General features: G+C 63.6%; 15 protein-coding genes. 12 read left to right on the top strand and 3 right to left on the bottom strand.

Features of this window, described 5'->3' with window-relative positions:
• Positions 1-14: 14 nt before the first annotated feature.
• The 3 genes from GDH07_RS21700 (at position 15) to ppnP (ending at position 2,990) form a co-directional block, all read left to right on the top strand.
• On the top strand, positions 15-1,970 hold the full coding sequence (locus GDH07_RS21700; RefSeq protein ID WP_152898829.1) for an acetyl/propionyl/methylcrotonyl-CoA carboxylase subunit alpha: 1,956 nt from the start codon (positions 15-17) through the stop codon (positions 1,968-1,970).
• A gap of 121 nt (positions 1,971-2,091) precedes the next feature.
• Positions 2,092-2,631: a 3'-5' exonuclease gene (locus GDH07_RS21695; protein WP_022639990.1), complete on the top strand. Its 540-nt coding sequence runs from the start codon at positions 2,092-2,094 to the stop codon at positions 2,629-2,631.
• Positions 2,632-2,705: 74 nt separating this feature from the next.
• The gene (ppnP, locus tag GDH07_RS21690; RefSeq protein ID WP_022639991.1) at positions 2,706-2,990 is read left to right on the top strand and encodes a pyrimidine/purine nucleoside phosphorylase; all 285 of its coding nucleotides are present in this window, start codon (positions 2,706-2,708) and stop codon (positions 2,988-2,990) included.
• Positions 2,991-3,070: 80 nt separating this feature from the next.
• Here ppnP and GDH07_RS21685 read toward each other — a convergent pair whose 3' ends face one another.
• Together GDH07_RS21685 and GDH07_RS21680 are read right to left on the bottom strand one after the other, a co-directional pair.
• Positions 3,071-3,874, bottom strand: coding sequence for an MOSC domain-containing protein (locus tag GDH07_RS21685; protein ID WP_152898828.1), 804 nt, complete (start codon positions 3,872-3,874; stop codon positions 3,071-3,073).
• Between the two features lie 82 nt (positions 3,875-3,956).
• The gene (locus tag GDH07_RS21680) at positions 3,957-4,892 is read right to left on the bottom strand and encodes a chemotaxis protein CheV (RefSeq protein WP_022639993.1); all 936 of its coding nucleotides are present in this window, start codon (positions 4,890-4,892) and stop codon (positions 3,957-3,959) included.
• A 562-nt stretch (positions 4,893-5,454) separates the two neighbouring features.
• On the opposite strand from GDH07_RS21680, the gene GDH07_RS21675 reads away from it, so the two are divergent.
• The 3 genes from GDH07_RS21675 (at position 5,455) to GDH07_RS21665 (ending at position 7,976) form a co-directional block, all read left to right on the top strand.
• Complete coding sequence (locus GDH07_RS21675) at positions 5,455-5,892, top strand: hypothetical protein (protein ID WP_022639994.1); 438 nt, start codon at positions 5,455-5,457, stop codon at positions 5,890-5,892.
• Between the two features lie 534 nt (positions 5,893-6,426).
• Positions 6,427-7,320: a sensor histidine kinase gene (locus GDH07_RS21670; RefSeq protein WP_152898911.1), complete on the top strand. Its 894-nt coding sequence runs from the start codon at positions 6,427-6,429 to the stop codon at positions 7,318-7,320.
• Positions 7,317-7,976, top strand: a complete 660-nt coding sequence (locus GDH07_RS21665; protein WP_031320239.1) for a response regulator — start codon at positions 7,317-7,319, stop codon at positions 7,974-7,976. The genes GDH07_RS21670 and GDH07_RS21665 overlap by 4 nt, the downstream gene beginning before the upstream one ends.
• Position 7,977: 1 nt before the next feature.
• Here the strand turns inward: GDH07_RS21665 and yegS are convergent, their stop codons facing one another.
• Positions 7,978-8,877 (bottom strand): lipid kinase YegS, encoded by a 900-nt coding sequence (gene yegS, locus GDH07_RS21660; protein ID WP_152898827.1) that lies wholly within the window; start codon positions 8,875-8,877, stop codon positions 7,978-7,980.
• Positions 8,878-9,307: 430 nt separating this feature from the next.
• On the opposite strand from yegS, the gene GDH07_RS21655 reads away from it, so the two are divergent.
• The 6 genes from GDH07_RS21655 (at position 9,308) to GDH07_RS21630 (ending at position 17,535) form a co-directional block, all read left to right on the top strand.
• The gene (locus GDH07_RS21655) at positions 9,308-10,741 is read left to right on the top strand and encodes an undecaprenyl-phosphate glucose phosphotransferase (protein WP_053133057.1); all 1,434 of its coding nucleotides are present in this window, start codon (positions 9,308-9,310) and stop codon (positions 10,739-10,741) included.
• Positions 10,742-12,199, top strand: a complete 1,458-nt coding sequence (locus GDH07_RS21650; protein ID WP_152898826.1) for a mannose-1-phosphate guanylyltransferase/mannose-6-phosphate isomerase — start codon at positions 10,742-10,744, stop codon at positions 12,197-12,199.
• A 68-nt stretch (positions 12,200-12,267) separates the two neighbouring features.
• Positions 12,268-13,041 (top strand): polysaccharide biosynthesis/export family protein, encoded by a 774-nt coding sequence (locus GDH07_RS21645; protein WP_085596709.1) that lies wholly within the window; start codon positions 12,268-12,270, stop codon positions 13,039-13,041.
• Between the two features lie 18 nt (positions 13,042-13,059).
• The gene (locus tag GDH07_RS21640; protein WP_152898825.1) at positions 13,060-15,054 is read left to right on the top strand and encodes a GumC family protein; all 1,995 of its coding nucleotides are present in this window, start codon (positions 13,060-13,062) and stop codon (positions 15,052-15,054) included.
• On the top strand, positions 15,054-16,250 hold the full coding sequence (locus tag GDH07_RS21635) for a glycosyltransferase (protein WP_152898824.1): 1,197 nt from the start codon (positions 15,054-15,056) through the stop codon (positions 16,248-16,250). Before GDH07_RS21640 ends, GDH07_RS21635 begins: the two co-directional genes overlap by 1 nt.
• Positions 16,240-17,535: a cellulase family glycosylhydrolase gene (locus GDH07_RS21630; RefSeq protein ID WP_152898910.1), complete on the top strand. Its 1,296-nt coding sequence runs from the start codon at positions 16,240-16,242 to the stop codon at positions 17,533-17,535. Before GDH07_RS21635 ends, GDH07_RS21630 begins: the two co-directional genes overlap by 11 nt.

The raw sequence follows: 17,535 nt of genomic DNA, 5'->3' as shown, positions 1-17,535 counted from the left end.
ACAGGAAGCCTACGATGCCCGCGTTCACCAAGATCCTGATCGCCAACCGTGGCGAAATCGCCTGCCGGATCCAGCGCACCGCCCAGCAACTGGGCTATCGCACCGTCGCCGTATTCAGCGACGCCGACGCCGAGGCGCCCCATGTGCGCATGGCGGACGAAGCCGTGCGCATAGGCCCCGCGCCGGTCCAGCAGTCCTACCTGGACAGCGCCGCGATCCTCGATGCGGCCCGGCGCAGCGGCGCCGATGCCATTCATCCCGGGTATGGTTTTCTCTCGGAAAATGCCGAGTTCGCCGCAGCCTGCACGGCCGCCGGCATCACCTTCATCGGCCCCAGCGCCGCGGCCATCGAGTTGATGGGTAGCAAGCGCCGCTCGAAGATCGCCATGCTCGAGGCCGGCGTGCCCTGCATCCAGGGTTACCAGGGCGAAGAGCAAGACGACGCCACCTTGCAGCGCGAAGCCCAGCGCCTCGGTTATCCGTTGATGATCAAGGCCAGTGCCGGTGGCGGTGGGCGCGGCATGCGCCTGGTGCAGGAGCCCGGGCAACTGCTGGAGCAGATCAGGACCGCACGCTCCGAGGCGCTGCACGCCTTCGGCAGCGACGAGCTGATCCTGGAACAAGCGCTGGTCGAGCCGCGCCATGTGGAGATCCAGGTCTTCGGCGACCATCACGGGCAGTTGATCTACCTCGGCGAGCGCGACTGCTCGATCCAGCGCCGCCACCAGAAGGTCGTCGAGGAGGCGCCCTGCCCGGTCATGACCCAAGAACTGCGCCAGGCCATGGGTGAAGCGGCGCTCAAGGCCGGACGGGCGGTGGACTATGTCGGTGCCGGCACCGTGGAGTTCCTGCTCGATGCCCGGGGGCAGTTCTACTTCCTGGAAATGAACACCCGCCTGCAGGTGGAGCACCCGGTGACCGAACTGGTCACTGGCCTGGACCTGGTGGCCTTGCAACTGCAAGTGGCCGCCGGCGAGCCACTGCCGCTGAAGCAGGAACAGGTACGTTTATCCGGCCATGCCATCGAAGTGCGCCTGTATGCCGAAGACCCGGCCCAGGGTTTTCTGCCACAGACCGGCCAGGTGCTGCGCTGGGAGCCGGCGCCGGGTATCCGCACCGACCATGGCTTGCAGGAAGGCCAGTGGGTCAGCCCCTTCTACGACCCGATGCTGGGCAAGTTGATCGCCCACGGCGCCACCCGCGAGGAAGCCCGGCGCAAGCTGCTGCGCGCGGTGGAGGATTGCGTATTGCTGGGCCTGGAAAGCAACCGGCGCCTGCTGGCCAACCTGCTCGGGCACCCGGTGTTCGCCAGCGGCCAGTTCAGCACGGCATTCATCGCCGAACACTTTGCCGAGGATCCGAGCCTGCAACCGCAGCTTCCCGGCCACGAGGAACTGGCCATCGCCGCCGCGCTGTTTCATCACCACGGCGCCAAGGCCCATGCCGGGCCGCTCGCCGCATGGCGCAACAACGTCGGTGTAGCGCTGCACTACGGCCTGGGGCAGGAGGAACGGCTGTGGTCCCTGCAACTGAGCCCGGGGACCGCCGGCCAGGTACAGGTCCGGCAGGCTGGGCAGTTAGTGGAGCTGAAGGTCTGCAGCGCCGACGGGCGCCGGGCCATCCTGGAGCTTGGCGGTATCCGCCGGCACTACGCCTATCACCTGGAAAACCAGGAACTCTGGCTGCACAGCCAACAGGGCAGCCTGCACCTGCAGGACCGGACCCACGCCCCGGTCCAGAGCCAGTCGGGCGCCCATTCGGGAACGCTCAAGGCGCCGATGGATGGCGCCATCGTCGACGTGCTGGTGAGTGAGGGCATGCGCGTCAGCAAGGGCCAGCTATTGCTGGTGCTGGAGGCCATGAAGATGGAGCATCCCCTCAAGGCCGGGATCGACGGGACGATCACCCGGATCCAGGTCGGCCTCGGCGACCAGGTGAAGAACCGCCAGGTGCTGCTGGAGGTGGAATAACCCTACAGGTCCTATCGGCGTCGGGGCGGATCGTACCCCGCCCGGCGCTCCCCCCTAGGCGGATTCCCCGGCTTTGGCTACGCTCAAGCGTCATCGAGATGGTTGAAGGCTGGAATTCGTGATGCCCCACTGGCTGGTAATAGATCTGGAAGCCACGACCGATGAAGGGGGCTGGCCGGTGAGCGAGATGGAAATCATCGAGATCGGCGCTACCCTGGTCAACCGAGAGGGCCGGGAACAGGACCACTTCCAGCGTTTCGTCCGGCCCGTCAGGCGCCCGATGCTGACGCCGTTCTGCCGCGAGCTGACCCATATCACCCAGGCCAATATCGACGGCGCCGCCCCCTTGAGCGAGGTCTGGCCCCTGTTCGAGCGGTGGCTGGCCCAGCATCGACCGCGCCTGGAGGGCTGGGCCAGCTGGGGCGACTACGATCGCAAGCAGTTGCAGCAGGAATGGCACAACCAGCAGTTGCAGAGCTTGCTCGCCGATGTACCGCACATGAACCTCAAGCAGCGCTTCGCCAAGGCCCGGCGCCTGGAGCGCCCCCTTGGGCTGAATACCGCTCTGCAACTGGCCGGGATGCAGTTCAATGGCCAGCAGCATCGAGCCCTGGAAGATGCCCGCAATACTGCGCGCCTGCTGCCGCTGGTGCTTCCTTGATGGCGACAGGTGACTGCCCTTCGGGGCTTGTGCATACTGGCCGGCCTTTTTGACCCACTCTTGAGGAATCGCCCATGTTTAAAGTCAACGAGTACTTCGACGGCACCGTCAAGTCGATTGCCTTCGGCACGGCCGAAGGTCCTGCCACCATTGGCGTCATGGCCCCGGGCGAATACGAATTCGGCACCGCGCAACGGGAAATCATGCATGTGGTTTCCGGCGCCCTGACCGTCAAGCTGCCAGGCAGTGACGAGTGGCAGACCATCTCTGCCGGCAACCACTTCAACGTACCGGCCAACAGCAAGTTCCAGCTCAAGGTCGCGGTGGACACCGCCTACCTGTGCGAATACCGCGGCTGATCCCTCGCCCGGCTTGCACCAGCGCATGAAAAATGCCCGTCCCCCACTAGGAGACGGGCATTTTTTTCGCCGCGCCAAGGCTATTCGAGAATGGTCACCGGCATGCCCACCTGCAACTGGCCAATCCCGTCATTGACCAGGTTCTGGCCGAACATCGCCCCATCCTCCCGGGCACGGTATTTCTGCAAGGTCGCCAGGGGCTCACGATCAGGACTGCGCTCGCCTGTCTGCGGATCGATGGTGGTGAGGATGCAGCGCGAGCAGGGCTTGACCACGCGGAACTCGACATCGCCGATACGCACCCGCTTCCAGTTGTCCTCGGCGAACGCTTCGCTGCCCTCGACTACCAGGTTGGGCCGGAACCGCAGCATCTCCAGGGGTCGGCCAACTCGGCTGGCCAGGTCGTCCAGGGATGCCTGGCCGATCAGCAGCAGGGGAAAACCGTCGGCAAAAGCCACTTGGTCATCATCCTTGCCGTAGCCGGCAGCGGTGGTCCGCGCCCGCTCCAGCGGAACCTGTACCAGGCGCGTGGGCTTGCCGATGAATTCGCTGACCCAGGCTCCGGCCTCGTCACCGGCATCGGGCACTCGCAAGGTGTCCTGCCAGATGGTCACGCCACGCAGGGCCGCAGTCTCATCCGGCAGCGCCACCTCCAGCGAGGCCAGGCCCGGGGCACTGAGGGTCAGGCCGCCCCGGGCATTCCACAGCGCCGAGAGCTGGCTCATCCGTCCTACGGCACGCTGGGTCAGGAAGCGCCCGCTGGCCTCATCCACCAGCATCCAGCGGCGATCACCCTCGAGGCCGAGCTTGTCCAGGCCGATCTGTTGCAGGGTTTCGCCCCTGGCGGATTTCAACGGATACCGATAAAGCGCGCTAAGACGCATGTCCTGCTCCCTACGGGGAAAAACGCCCACCCTATACCAGCGCCCCGGTGAAACAAAGATCCATGACGCTGGCTCGCCGGACTCAGGCGCCGGCTTCATCCAATAGCAGGCGCTGGCGCACTACATCCACCAGCTTGTCGGGCTGGAACTTGGAGAGGAAGTTGTCGCAGCCGACCTTCTTGACCATGGATTCGTTGAAACTGCCGGACAACGAGGTATGCAGCACCACGTAGAGCCCGCGCAGGCGTGGGTCGTTGCGGATCTCGGTGGTCAGGCGATAGCCGTCCATCTCCGGCATCTCGGCATCGGTGAACACCATCAGCAGCTTCTCGGTCATGTCGACCCCGGTGTCGGCCCAGGCCTTGAGCATCTTCAGGGCCTTGAGGCCGTCGCTGGCGATGTGCATCTTCACCCCCAGCTGGCCCAGGGTATCGCGCAGTTGCGACAGGGCCACGTTGGAGTCGTCCACCAGCAGCACCTCGCGACCGCGGGCACGGGCCAACAGCGGGTCGTCGAGCTTGTCGCGGGAGACCTTGGCGTTGTACGGCACGATCTCGGCCAGCACCTTCTCGACGTCGATGACTTCCACCAACTGGTCATCGACCTTACTGATGGCGGTCAGGTAGTGCTGGCGGCCGGCGCTGGAGGGCGGCGGCATGATGGCTTCCCAGTTCATGTTGACGATGCGATCCACGCCGCCCACCAGGAACGCCTGTACCGAGCGGTTGTACTCGGTGACGATGATGGTGCTGTTGGGCCCGGGAACCAGCGGACGCATGCCGATGGCCTGGGACAGGTCGATCACCGGCAGGGTCTGGCCACGCAGGTTGACCACGCCGCAGACGAAGGGGTGGCGCTGGGGCATCAGGGTCAGTTTCGGCAGTTGCAGGACTTCCTGGACCTTGAAGACGTTGATCGCGAACAGCTGCCGACCGGCCAGGCGGAACATGAGGATTTCCAGTCGATTCTCACCCACCAGTTGCGTGCGTTGATCTACCGTGTCGAGAATGCCGGCCATTAATGACTCCTGGGCTGTACTGATGAATTCACTAAAGACAGATATCGGCCAGGTACGCCGTATCTTGACCCGTATGCAAATTGCCATACAAAGCCATTGATGTCACATTAACATCATGCTTTACTGCGGCGGTCAATTCAGCAGTACTACTGCTGCGCCGCCGAGACCTCTATCTCGGCGGAAGGTTCCCGTGCCTAGGGGATTCCCCTATCAACAATCAGGACCAGCCTGATATTCGCAATATCCAATAGCCATTAATGTGACGCCATTCTCATTGCATGAATGGAGTCAGGCTTTTGTTTTTGATCGCAAAAGGGTGGCCCGACCCCCTTTCAAGCCTACATGCCACTGCTCACAGAACCCCAGCGCCCATGCGCTGCTTCGCTGTGGGCGGTATCCGGCTGCCAGCGGCAAACGATGAAATCCGTTCATCGCGCCCGGTTGCGACTACTGAAAAAACGCCAGACTTGTCTACTATTCAAATTCTCCAAACGTCTCCCAAATTGAAACCGTTCAGCCAACGCCCTATCCCGCCATCGGAAACGAAGTCATGGAGATAAGCATGCTAAAGGACGGCCATGAGTGCACCACGCCCCTGCCCGAATTCCTGCTTGAAGCCCAGACACTGCTGGCCAAATCGGAAGATTGCCTGAGCCACCTGCACCTGATCAGGAACGACGAGGAGGCCATCAGTTGCCTGCTCGTGACCCTGCAGCGCCTGGCACAGTGCGCGGCACGCCATACCATCAGCCCGCTATCGGAGTTTTCCCTGCACATCCACGGCCTGCTCAAGCGGCCAGAGCATCCTCTGGACCTCAACGACCAGATCCTCGAAGCGCTCAAGAGCTGCCTGACCCTGATGGCCTGGCAACTGGAACTGATCGACCCGCGCGACGGCCAGCTCAACATGGATGACAGCGAACAAGTGATGCTGATCGAGGAATTGGCCGACCAGGTCTCGCAGAACTGCACCTGCTCGCACCCATCTTGCAGCCATTGAAGTTGCAATAACCGCCAAGCTGCCGGATAGAGAACATCGAACGACGATGGCCAGCCGCACAAGATAAATAAGTAGGCGGCTAACTATCCAATCTACTGTCGTTATTGAACAGCACATACCCAAGAACGACATCAGCCACTAAAACAATTTCAACTTGCGTCCAACCCGGCACTGATCGTCCCGGGGACTTGCGTGTACCTGCAGCAGCGGATTCCCCCGGATTCATTGCTCGCAACAGCCCCCCGGCAACCCGGGACAGGAATGATCGACCATGGTTTTCCTGACCTCCAGGACATATATACCCAGGCACTTGGGCGCGACCAGCAGTATCTTCGGTGGTATTATGCGGCGCACTAATGGACATACTTAATGGCACATTGATTCCAATGTCGACAATCACTATCGGGCCTGTAGCAGAAATACAGACAGAGTTGATTGAAACCGGATATTCAAATAGCACCGTTTCTCAAACAAGCCTGGCCATCCATTCCTGACCAGGCTCTTCGCAGCGAACATTCATTGGCTCCATCCGTCATGTACGCCAGTCTCAAGTCACTCTTCTCCTGGCCGCCCTCCCATGATCACCTGCGCTGGCTCAGCCTGTTGCTGTGCTCAGGCTCGGCGGTGGGCACCGTGCTGGTCTATTGCCTCGGGGACTCCCTGCCCCTGACCCTGGTACTTCTCAACATTGCGGCACTGGCCTGCATCTGGGGGCAGTACGGCTACTCGCGCAAGTCCATCCGCTTCCAGCCCCAGGAGCTCGCCGAACGCCTGCTGCAAGTCAAGGAAAACGAACGTCACCGGCTCAGCCGCGAATTGCACGATGACATCGGCCAACTGCTGACGGCCGCCAAGTTGCAGGCCGACTGGCTCAAGCGGCGCCTGCCGGAAGACCTGCAAGAGCATTTCGCCCTGCTCGGCACCACCCTGGAAGAGACCCTGACCAAGGTGCGCGATGTTTCCGCCATCCTCAACCCCCGGCAATTGACCAGCCTGGGCCTGGAGGCCAGCCTGCGCGCCCACCTGCTCAAGACCCTGGAGAACACCTCGGTGCACTGGAGCCTGGAATGCCACCAGCGCCTGTCGGGCATCCCGGAAGAAATGGCCGTCGCCGCATTCCGCATCACCCAGGAGGCGGTGACCAACACGCTTCGGCATGCCCGGGCGAACAACCTGCTGGTGCGCCTGCAACGCCTGCCCGAAGGCCTGTCGCTGTTCATCAGCGATGACGGCCAGGGTTTTTCCCCCGCCGCCAACCCCGGCGCCCAAGGCCAGCGTGGCATGGCCGGGATGCAGGAGCGGATCAATCAACTGGGCGGTTTCCTCAAGGTCACCAGTGAGACAGGCCAGGGCACCCAGATCGAAGCACTTTTTCCCTGGGCCCCTCGCACCCTTGAGCGGGCCAGTACAAATAAGGTTCTACATTGACCTGTAATTTACTTTTGGTGGATGACCACTCGCTCATCAGGGCTGGCGTGCGCGCCCTGGTCATGGACATTCCCGGATACGCCGTGATCGGTGAAGCCGACGATGGCGCGCACCTGCTGGAAATGGTCGAGAAACTGCGGCCGAACATCGTCCTGCTAGACCTGTCGATGAAGCACACCGGCGGCCTGGAGGCCCTGCGACAACTCAAGGCCACCCATCCACACAGCAAGGTGCTGATCTTGTCGATGCACACCGACCCGGCGCTGATCATGCAGGCGCTGGAATCCGGAGCCCATGGCTACCTGCTCAAGGACACCACCGCCACCGAACTGGAACACGCCCTCGAAGCGCTGCGCAACGACGAGCGCTACCTGAGCCCGGCCATCGCCCACACCGTGATTACCCAGGCCCTGACCCGCACCCAGAAGACCCAGCCGCCGCCGGCGGACAACCACAACCTGACAGCCCGTCAGTTGGAAATCCTGCGCCTGATCGTGCGCGGCAAGTCCACCCGGGAAATCGCCCAGGGGCTGGGCCTGAGCATCAAGACCGTGGAAACCCATCGCTCCCAGATCATGAAGCGCCTGCAGATCTTCGACGTCGCCGGGCTGGTGCTGTTCGCCGTACGCGAGCGCATCATCAGCCTCGACGACTGAGTCAACCAGCGCCGCCCAACAGCGGCGAATCGGCAGGCAGATGCACCTGCAAGGCCGCGGGCCGGACTTCGAAACGCAGCCGGTCGCCTTGCAGGGGCTCGCCGTCGAGGTTGATATCCAGCCCTCGCGAGGCCTTTATCTCGACCCAGGGCAGGCGGGTGCGAACGAACAGTTTGTCGATCGCCATCCCCCCGGCCAGCAGGTTCTTCAGGGTTCCCACCAGTTCCTGGGGCGCCGGCAGGATGCTGACATCGAGCAAGCCGTCATCGGCCAGCGCCTGGGGACAGAGCTCATGGCCGCCCCCTGCCTGGCGACCGTTGCCGATGCCCAGGGCCAGCAGCTCACCATGCCAATGAAAATCCGGCCCCTGCAACTCACCGTAGGCGGCACTCAGCTCGGCAAACCGTGATAACCCGGTGAACAGATAGGCGACTCCGCCCAAGACCTTCTTCAGGTCCTCCGAAGTATTGGCCGTGACCTGGCTGCCGAAACCGCCGGTGGCCATGTTGAGGAAGACCTCCCCGTCCACTTCCCCAAGGTCGATCGGCCGGGCCGGCACATCCAGCAGGTCCAGGGCCGCTGCGGGTTCCAGCGGCACCCCGGCGGCGCGGGCAAAATCGTTGGCGGTGCCCAGGGGCAACAGCACCAGGCTGCATGGGCTCTGGGCGTCGGCCAGGGCCTGGGCGACATCGCGCAGGGTGCCGTCGCCACCGCCGGCGACCAGCCGCCGATAACCGGCGGCCAATGCCTCGCCAACCAGGCGCTGGGCATCCCCTGCCTCCCAGGTCAGGCGCACCGCCAGCTCCCAGCCGGCTGCCCGCCTGGCCTCCACCGCGGCCCGTACTTGCTCGTTCAGGGCCTGCTTGCCATGCAGTATCAAGAGCGCCTTGCGTTCACTCATCACGATGACTCCCATCGGTCACATGGTTCTGATGAGATGTTGACTCTCCTGCGGCCGGAAAAGATCTGCCGGATCGTTTTTTTTTGCCTCCAAGCGCCCTGGTGCCCCACTTCCGAGGGGCTGGCAGGGGATTAAAGGTACAGCGCAAAAGATCTTTCATCGCCAGTCGGTTTTCGATTCGCCAGCCGCTGTTTCATGAGCTTTACTCAGCCAAGTCGTTTAGATGAGCAAGTGCAGCCATCGGGTCGATCGGTGCCAGGAGCCCCACCCAGATGCGCGCACCTGCCTGCCCAATGGCTTGCGATCGAGACCAGGGATGGTTTGCCTGGTTTCGTGCGGTATCGGGACTGCGCGATGCGAAGGTGCATTTTTTGACCGGTGGCCAACCTCCAGAGGCGCCGGTTTGCCTTGGGTCGAGGGAATTGATCTTATGCGGTTGCAACCTGTAGACAGCCTGTTACTGACTCGACCCAGCATGGTCGAGTACTTCCTGTTCGGCATCCGCGTGGTCCATGGACTGACCGCGATCCTTCCGGGGATCCTGCTCCTGCTGCTGGCGAGCCCCGAGCTCCCGGCGCTCAAGAGCGACCTGACCATCCTGGTGTTCTTCGGCATCATCAGCGTGCTGATCTTCCAGGCCCTGGGGGTCTATGCCGAATCCATCTTCAGCAACCAGTTGCGCTTCCAACTGACCTTGTTCGCCTGGTCGGCGTCCTTTTGCGTGCTGCTGTTCATGCATTACTCGATGTTGATGTTCCATACCATCGACAACCGCGGGCTGCTGGCGTGGTTCTTCGGCAGCTTCGTGCTGTTCGGCATCGAGCGCCTGATCCTCCTGACTCTGTTCCAGCAACTGATGCAGCGCGGCGTGTTCCTGCAGAACGCGGTGATCCTCGGCGCCACGGAGAACGGCCAGCGCCTGGCCGAGTACCTGGCCCAGCACCAGGACATCCGCTCCGGGGTCACTGGTTTCATCGACGACCGCATCGGCCGCCTGCCCAAGGTGCTGTGCAACCTGCCGCTGCTGGGCAACTCCAGCGATCTGGAACGCCTGATCCGCGAGGAAAAGGTCACTCAGGTCCTCGTGGCGCTGCCCTGGTCGGCGGAGAACCGCATGGCCTACGTGATCCGCGAACTGCGCAGGCTGCCGGTGAACGTGCTGCTGGTACCCGACATGGTGGCCTTCCGGCATGCGCACAACCGCATCACCGAAGTCGCCAACCTGCCGATGTTCAACGCCTCCGAAGTACCGCTGAGGGGCTGGTCGCCGTTCTTCAAGCGCCTGGAGGACATGATCCTCTCGAGCATCGCCCTGGTGCTGCTGTCCCCGGTGATGCTGCTGGTGGCCCTGGCCATCAAGCTCGACTCCAGGGGCCCGGTGCTGTTCAAGCAGAAGCGCTACGGCTACAACAACCGGCTGATCCAGGTCTACAAGTTCCGCTCCATGCACCAGCACATGAGCGATGCCAACGCCGAGAAGCAGACCACCCGTGGCGATCCGCGCATCACTCGGGTCGGGCGCTTCATCCGCAAGACCAGCCTCGACGAGCTGCCGCAGTTGTTCAACGTGTTCGGCGGCAGCATGTCCATGGTCGGTCCACGCCCCCACGCCACGGCCACCAAGGCCGCCGGCATTCTCTTCGAGGAGGCGGTCAAGGAATACACTTCGCGCCACCGGGTCAAGCCGGGAATCACCGGGCTGGCGCAAATCAACGGGTACCGGGGCGAAACCGATACCCTGGAGAAAATCGAGAAACGTGTCGAATTCGACCTGGAATACATCGAAAACTGGTCGGTCTGGTTCGACCTGTACATCCTGTTCCGCACCGTTCCATCAGTGATCATGACCCGCGAGGCCTTCTGAATGAGCACACTCATTCCCTGCATCATCGCTGGCGGTGCCGGCACCCGTCTGTGGCCGGTATCCCGCGAGGCAATGCCCAAACCCTTCATGCGCCTGCCCGATGGCGAAAGCCTGCTGCAGAAGACCTTCGAGCGCGCGACGGCCCTGGACGACGTCGGCCGCCTGTTGACCGTGACCAACCGCGACGTGTTCTTCCGTACCCTGGATGACTACCGCCTGCTGAACAAGAAGCGGGTCGACCTGGACTTCATCCTCGAACCCTTCGGCCGCAACACCGCGCCCGCCATCGCCGCCGCGGCCCTGCACGTCAGCCGCCTGTACGGCGAGGACGCGCAGTTACTGGTACTACCGGCCGATCACCTGATCAAGAACCTGGCCGCTTTCGCCGCCGCGGTGGGCAGTGCCCGGCAACTGGCCGAGCAAGGCTGGCTGGTGACTTTCGGCATAGTGCCGACCCATGCCGAAACCGGCTTCGGCTATATAGAAAAGGGCCAGGGCCTGAACAACGATGGCTTCCAGGTCAGCCGCTTCGTCGAGAAACCTGACGCCGCCACCGCCCAGCGCTATGTCGATGGCGGCCTGCACCTGTGGAACGGCGGCATGTTCTGCATGCGCGCCGATGCAATCCTCCAGGAACTGCGGGAATTCGTGCCCGAAGTGGTCAGTGCCGTGGAACGCTGCCTGGAGCTGAGCCATCGCAAGGAGGGCAAGCACGAACTGCAAGTGGAACTGGACGGCGACAGCTTCGCCCAGGCTGCGGACATATCCATCGACTACGCCGTGATGGAGCGTTCGAAGAAAGTCGCCGTGGTGCCCTGCCAGCTCGGCTGGAGCGATATCGGCTCCTGGCAGGCGGTGCGGGAACTGACTGCGGCGGACGAACACGGCAACCAGTGCAATGGCGAGACAGTGCTGCATGATGTTCACAACTGCTACATCGACTCGCGCAAGCGCCTGGTGGGCGGGGTCGGCCTGAACGACCTGATCATCATCGACACTCCGGACGCCCTGCTGGTGGCCGATGGCAAGCGCAGCCAGGACGTCAAGCTGATCGCCCAGGAGCTCAAGCGCCTGGGCCACGACGCCTACAAGCTGCACCGCACCGTGACCCGGCCCTGGGGCACCTACACCGTGCTCGAGGAAGGACCGCGCTTCAAGATCAAGCGCATCATGGTCAAGCCCGACGCCTCGTTGTCGCTGCAGATGCACCACCACCGCAGCGAGCACTGGATCGTCGTCAGCGGCATGGCCCGGGTGACCAATGGCGAGGACGAGTTCCTGCTCAACACCAACGAGTCGACCTTCATCAAGCCTGGCCGCACCCACCGCCTGGTCAATCCCGGGGTAATCGACCTGGTGATGATCGAAGTACAGAGCGGGGAGTACCTCGGCGAAGACGACATCGTGCGCTTCAACGATATTTATGGTCGGGTTCCCGCCGAGCCTGCCAAGACTTGAAACCGCGCTCTGCCCCCGAATCTGGCCCGACAGGGAGTTGTGACTATGCACGCCAGGAAGACCGCTCGATGAAAAGACTGCTGCTGATTTCCAGTGTTCTCATGCTGTGCGCCTGTTCCATACCGGCCAAGGTGGAACTGCCTCCCGGGCAGGACCTCGAACAAGGCCACCGGGCTGGCGAGGCCCTGGCTGGCAAGCCGCTGCCGCCGCAGCGAATCCGCCCGGGAGACACCCTGCGCATCGTTCGCAATACCGGCGAGGCACCGTCGATCTCGGCCTTCACCGCCAACTCGATCTACGAGCTGACGTTGTTCACCGTGCTCAACGACGGCACCTTCTCCTATCCCTATGCCGGCCAGATCAAGGCGGCGGGGCTCACCCCGCAGCAGTTGACCCAGGTCCTGGAAAGCAAGCTGAAGAACGTCTACCAGGACTCGGCGCTGACCGTGAACATCAACCAGGCACCAGGCAATACAGTGTTCGTCGGTGGATCGGTGCGTAACCCGGCGTCCCTGCCGGTGACCGTCACCACCACCCTGGAACAGGCCATCGTCGGTGCCGGGGGCCTGCTGTCAGTGGGCGACAGCCGCAACATCGCCCTGCTGCGCGAAGGCGAGGACGGGCGCTACAAGACCTACTTCTTCGACTACCGCAAGTTCATGATCGCCGGGAACGCCGGGGCGGCGCCGGTACTGCTGCAACGCGGCGACGTGGTGTTCGTGCCCAAGTCCAGCGTCGGCAACGGTATCGAGTGGGTGGATGTGTACCTCAACCAGCTGATTCCGTTCACCAAGTCGATCGGTATCGGGGCCAGCTACGAAATCAACCGCCAATCCAATTGATCGCCAAGGACTGCCCATATGATCAATATCCGTTCCTTTCGCGATTTGCTGCGGCTGTTCTTCATCTTCAAGCGCGAGGTCAAGATCACCGTCCTGGTGACGTTCATCATCATCGTGCTGGGCGCCTTCCTGCTGCCCAACCGCTTCGAGTCCACCGCCCTGCTGCTGGTCAAGCCGGGCCGCGACACCAGCACCCTGCCCATCGAGATTTCCGACCGCCAGGCAGTGGTGATTCCCAGCGCCCAACGTGATCCGATCCTCGACGAGGAGCGCATCCTCACCGGCGCCCCCATCGCCCGCAAAGTGGCGCAGCAGTACCTCGACGACCTGTCGCGCCAGCCCCAGCCCGGCGGCGTACTAGGCACCATCAAGAACGCGCTCAAGGGCGCGGTCGAAGGTATCGCCGACCTGTTTCGCGGGCTGCTGCAACTGGTGGGCCTGGTGGAGAAGCAAACCCCGGTCGAACGCCTGACCGAGCGCATGCTGAAGAACTTCAGCGTGACCCACGCCGCCGGCTCTTCGGTGATCGAAGTGAGCTTCACCTGGAACGATCCGCAAGTGGCGCAGACCGTGGTCAAGAGCTGGATCGAACAGTACCAACAAGAGCGTGCACAGACCCTGGGGCGCAAGAGCCTGTACGCCTTCTATGAAACCGAGAGCACCAGCACCAACCAGCGCATCCTCGGCTACAAGAAGCAGATCGCCGACTACCTCAACCAGCTGGGCGCGGTGAGCATCGACGAGCGGCTGAACGATATCTCGCGCAACCTCAACAACTTGCGCGGCGAACACCTCAATACCACTCGTGCGGTGGCCTCCACCAAGAGCGGCCTGGACACCATCCAGCAGCAGCTCAACAGCATGAAGAAAGAAATCAGCATCGGGCGCCAAATGAGTCTCAACCCCGACCGCCAGGACCTGCAACAGCGGATCAACGCCAAGCAGATCGAGCGCCAGGAGATGCTCCGTACCTTCAAGGAGGGCGCCCCGCCGGTCCGGGCCATGGATGCGGCGATCGCCAACCTGCAGGCCCTGCTACGGGCGGAAAACGCCACGGTCCAGCGCAGTGAGAACCTGGCGCCGAACCCGGTCTACACCCGCCTGCAGAACAGCTTCGCCGACCAGCAAGCCAGCCTCAGCCGCCTGAAAACCCAGGCTGCCCAACAGGAAAGCCAGTTGCTCAAGCTGGAACAGGACCGGCGCCATGCCCTGGACCTGGAACCTGAACTGGCCCGTTTGCAGCGCGAGCTCAGCGCCGCCGAGAAAAGCTTCGCCCTGTATAGCGACAGCACCGAGAAGGCGCGGATCGACCGCGAGCTGGACCAGAGCCAGATCAGCAACATCGCGGTCATCGAGGACGCCACCTTCCAGCCCAGCCGGATCTTCCCCAAGAGCCTGACCATGCTGCTGGCGGCCATTCCCCTGAGCCTGGCGGTAGGCCTGCTGGCCCTGTACTTCTTCTACCTGCTGGACCAGCGCATCCACGACGCCGACCAGCTGGAGGAGCGCTTCGGGGTCAAGGTCTGGACCAGCCTGCAGGACCTGGACAGCCACCTGCCGCAGCGCAACAGCGCCTTCACCGCCAGCCTGTACCGGTTGTATGGCGTGCTGCCGCTGAAACAGGTGACCGAGCGCGGCCTGGTGATCGGCCTGACCTCGGCCCGCCACGGCGAAGGCGTGAGCTTCGTGACCGGCCATCTGCGCGACCTGTTGCAGGAGCGCGGCCACGGCGTGCGAGTCAACGGCGCCCCCACCGCACAGCCCGGTGAAATCGTACTGCTGGAGGCCTCGGGCTTCTTCTCCAACCAGGAGGCCTTCGTCAGCCTGCGCGAAGCCGACCTGATCGCCCTGATCATCGAGGCCGAGACCACCACCGTACCGGTCCTGCAAAACGCCCTGTCGATCCTCAACACCGCCTTCAAGCGCGTCGACGGCATCATCCTCAACCGCCGGCGCTTCGGTATTCCGGAAAGCGTGCTCAGCTTCATGGCGCGGATCAGGAGCCCACATTGATGCATATCGCCGTGCTGGCCCCCATGCCTCCCGAGCAGAACGGCATCGCCGACTATGCCGCGCATTTGCGCACGGCCCTGCAGGAACGAGGGATACGGATCAGCACACCACTGCAAGGCCTGGGCAACGATCCGCAGCGGGCCACCGAGCGCGTGGCCCAGGTCGACTGGCAGGATATCGACCTGGTACACGCCGAGCTCGGTGGCGGCCGGCTGGCCGAGTTCCATGCCTTGAGGGCCTTGCGCCAGCGCTTCCCCAGCCTGCCCCTGAGCGCCACCGTGCATGACCCCGAGCGCCTGGTCTGGCGCCGGGCCGCCTTGCCCTGGCCATTGTCGCTGGCCACACGCCTGCCTTCACCGATGCCTCAACTGGCCACGGTACTGGCCGACCCGATCTGCCTGCACGAGGAAAAACAGCTGGCCCGCAGCCTGAACCGGCTGATCACCCTGACCCGTGCCGGCGGCGAGTGCCTGCGCCAGCGCATGGGGCTGCGCGCCGAGCAGATGGTGGTGATTCCCCATGGCAACCTGGCGATCCCTGCCCGGCCGCTGCCGCCGCTGACGCCACTTCGATTGCTGTACTTCGGCTTCATCTATCGCGGCAAGGGTATCGAGGACCTGCTGGATGCCCTGGCCATGGTCTTCACCCAACAACCGGACCTGCGCCAGCGCCTGCGCTTGACCCTGGCCGGAGGCAGCGAGCCGGAAATGGCCTTCGGCACTGCGGGCAGCTACCTGGACCAGTTGCGCCAGCACATCCAGCGCCTGAACCTGCAGGACAGCATCGACTGGCAGCTGGACCTGCCGGCCGGTGATATCCCCCGAGTCATCCAGGACCACCATGTGATGGTCCTGCCCTATCGCGAATCGAGCAAGCTCAAGCTCCTGGGGCAGTTGCGCGGCACCAGCGGAGCGCTGTCCTGGGCCGTGGCCTGTGGCCGCGGGGCCATCACCTCCGATGCCCGTTCGTTCGCCGAGGAAGTCGCGCAGGATAATGGCGTGATCTTTCCCCAGGGCAACGTCGCGGCCCTGGCCGCCGAGATCAGCCACCTGTGTGCCAGCCCGGAGCTGGTGGAACGCTGGGCCGAGCACGCCGCGATGATCGGCGCGCATCGGGTCTGGAGCCAAACCGCCGAACGCTTCGCCCGAGTGTTCGCCGATGCCTGCGCAGGAGCTGCCCATGTCCATGCCACGTAGATCAGGCCTGTTGCTCGTGCTGCTGGCCAGCCTGGCCGGCCCGGTCCTGGCCGACAACACCATGCGCGGACCGCGACCGGTAATCTGGAAGGACTTCCTCGGGGTCAATGCGCAATTCCAGTATTTCGCCCCCAGCGTGTACCAGAAGCAGATGGACCGTCTCGACGCCCTGGGCCTGAACTGGGTCCGCCTCTCCATCCACTGGGCCATGATCGAACCCGTGGAAAATCAGCTGAAACTCGACACCCTGGATGGCGCGATGAACGCCATGAAGGATCGCCACTACAAGATCCTCGCCTACATGGTCGGCTCAGCGCCCTTCGCCGCCAACGTCCCGGCCGGCGCGCCGCCCTCCGACCAGTACCCGCCCAAGGACTTCAACGTCTTCGCCCAGCGCATGAAGATGCTCGCCCAGCGCTATCCCCAGGTGAACACCTGGCAGGTCTGGAACGAGCCGAACATCGTCTGGCTGCCCAAGGAAGATCCCAGCGCCTACGACCAACTGCTCGGCACCACCAGCAACGCCATCCGTGCCGCCTTGCCGAACAAGCCCGTGGCCACCGCCGGCATGGCCTACTACAGCCAGATGCGCAGCACTCCCGGGCTGATGCTCGAGAACCTGCTGGTCCAGGGCCTGGGCAACGACAACCTGATCGCCGCCTACCACCCCTACTCCGAGTACCCCGAGGGTGATGACCCGGCGGCCAAGGATTTCCTGGCCCGGGGCAACTTCCTCAACAGTGCCCTGCACGGCAAGGGCGTGCAGCAGGTCTGGGCCACCGAATGGGGCTGGTCGAGCTATACCACCGGCGAACGCGAGATGCAGGCGATGATCGGCCCCAGTGGCCAAGCCGACTACACCCTGCGGCGCCTGGCCCTGATGGCGGCCATGGACTACCAGCGGATCTTCCTGTTCAACCTGAGCGACCTGGACGCCCGGGCCACCAACCGCGACCAGTCCTATGGCCTGGTGGACCTGGCCGGCGACCCCAAGCCGGTCTACACCGCCCTCAAGTATTTCCTCGAAACCACCGGCCCCAGCCTGGCCCCCGCCGACCCGCCGCCCCTGGCCAATGCCCCGGGCGATCTCTACAGCATCGCCTGGACCCGCCCCGATGGCTCCCATGTGTGGATGTTCTGGAGCGCCAGCGGCTCCAGCCTGCAGATCCCCGGGCTGGCCAGCGCCACCTTGCATGACCCGCTGGCCGGCACCCGCACCGACTTGAGCGGGGCCCAGGGCATCAACGTGCCGTTGAAAACCAGCCTGCAACTCCTGGTGTGGTGA

The organism is Pseudomonas piscis, assembly GCF_009380155.1.
In the GTDB taxonomy this organism is placed as follows: Bacteria; Pseudomonadota; Gammaproteobacteria; order Pseudomonadales; family Pseudomonadaceae; genus Aquipseudomonas; species Aquipseudomonas piscis.
Note: the sequence above shows the minus strand (reverse complement) of the source record. Positions and strands in the feature narration are given on the sequence as shown.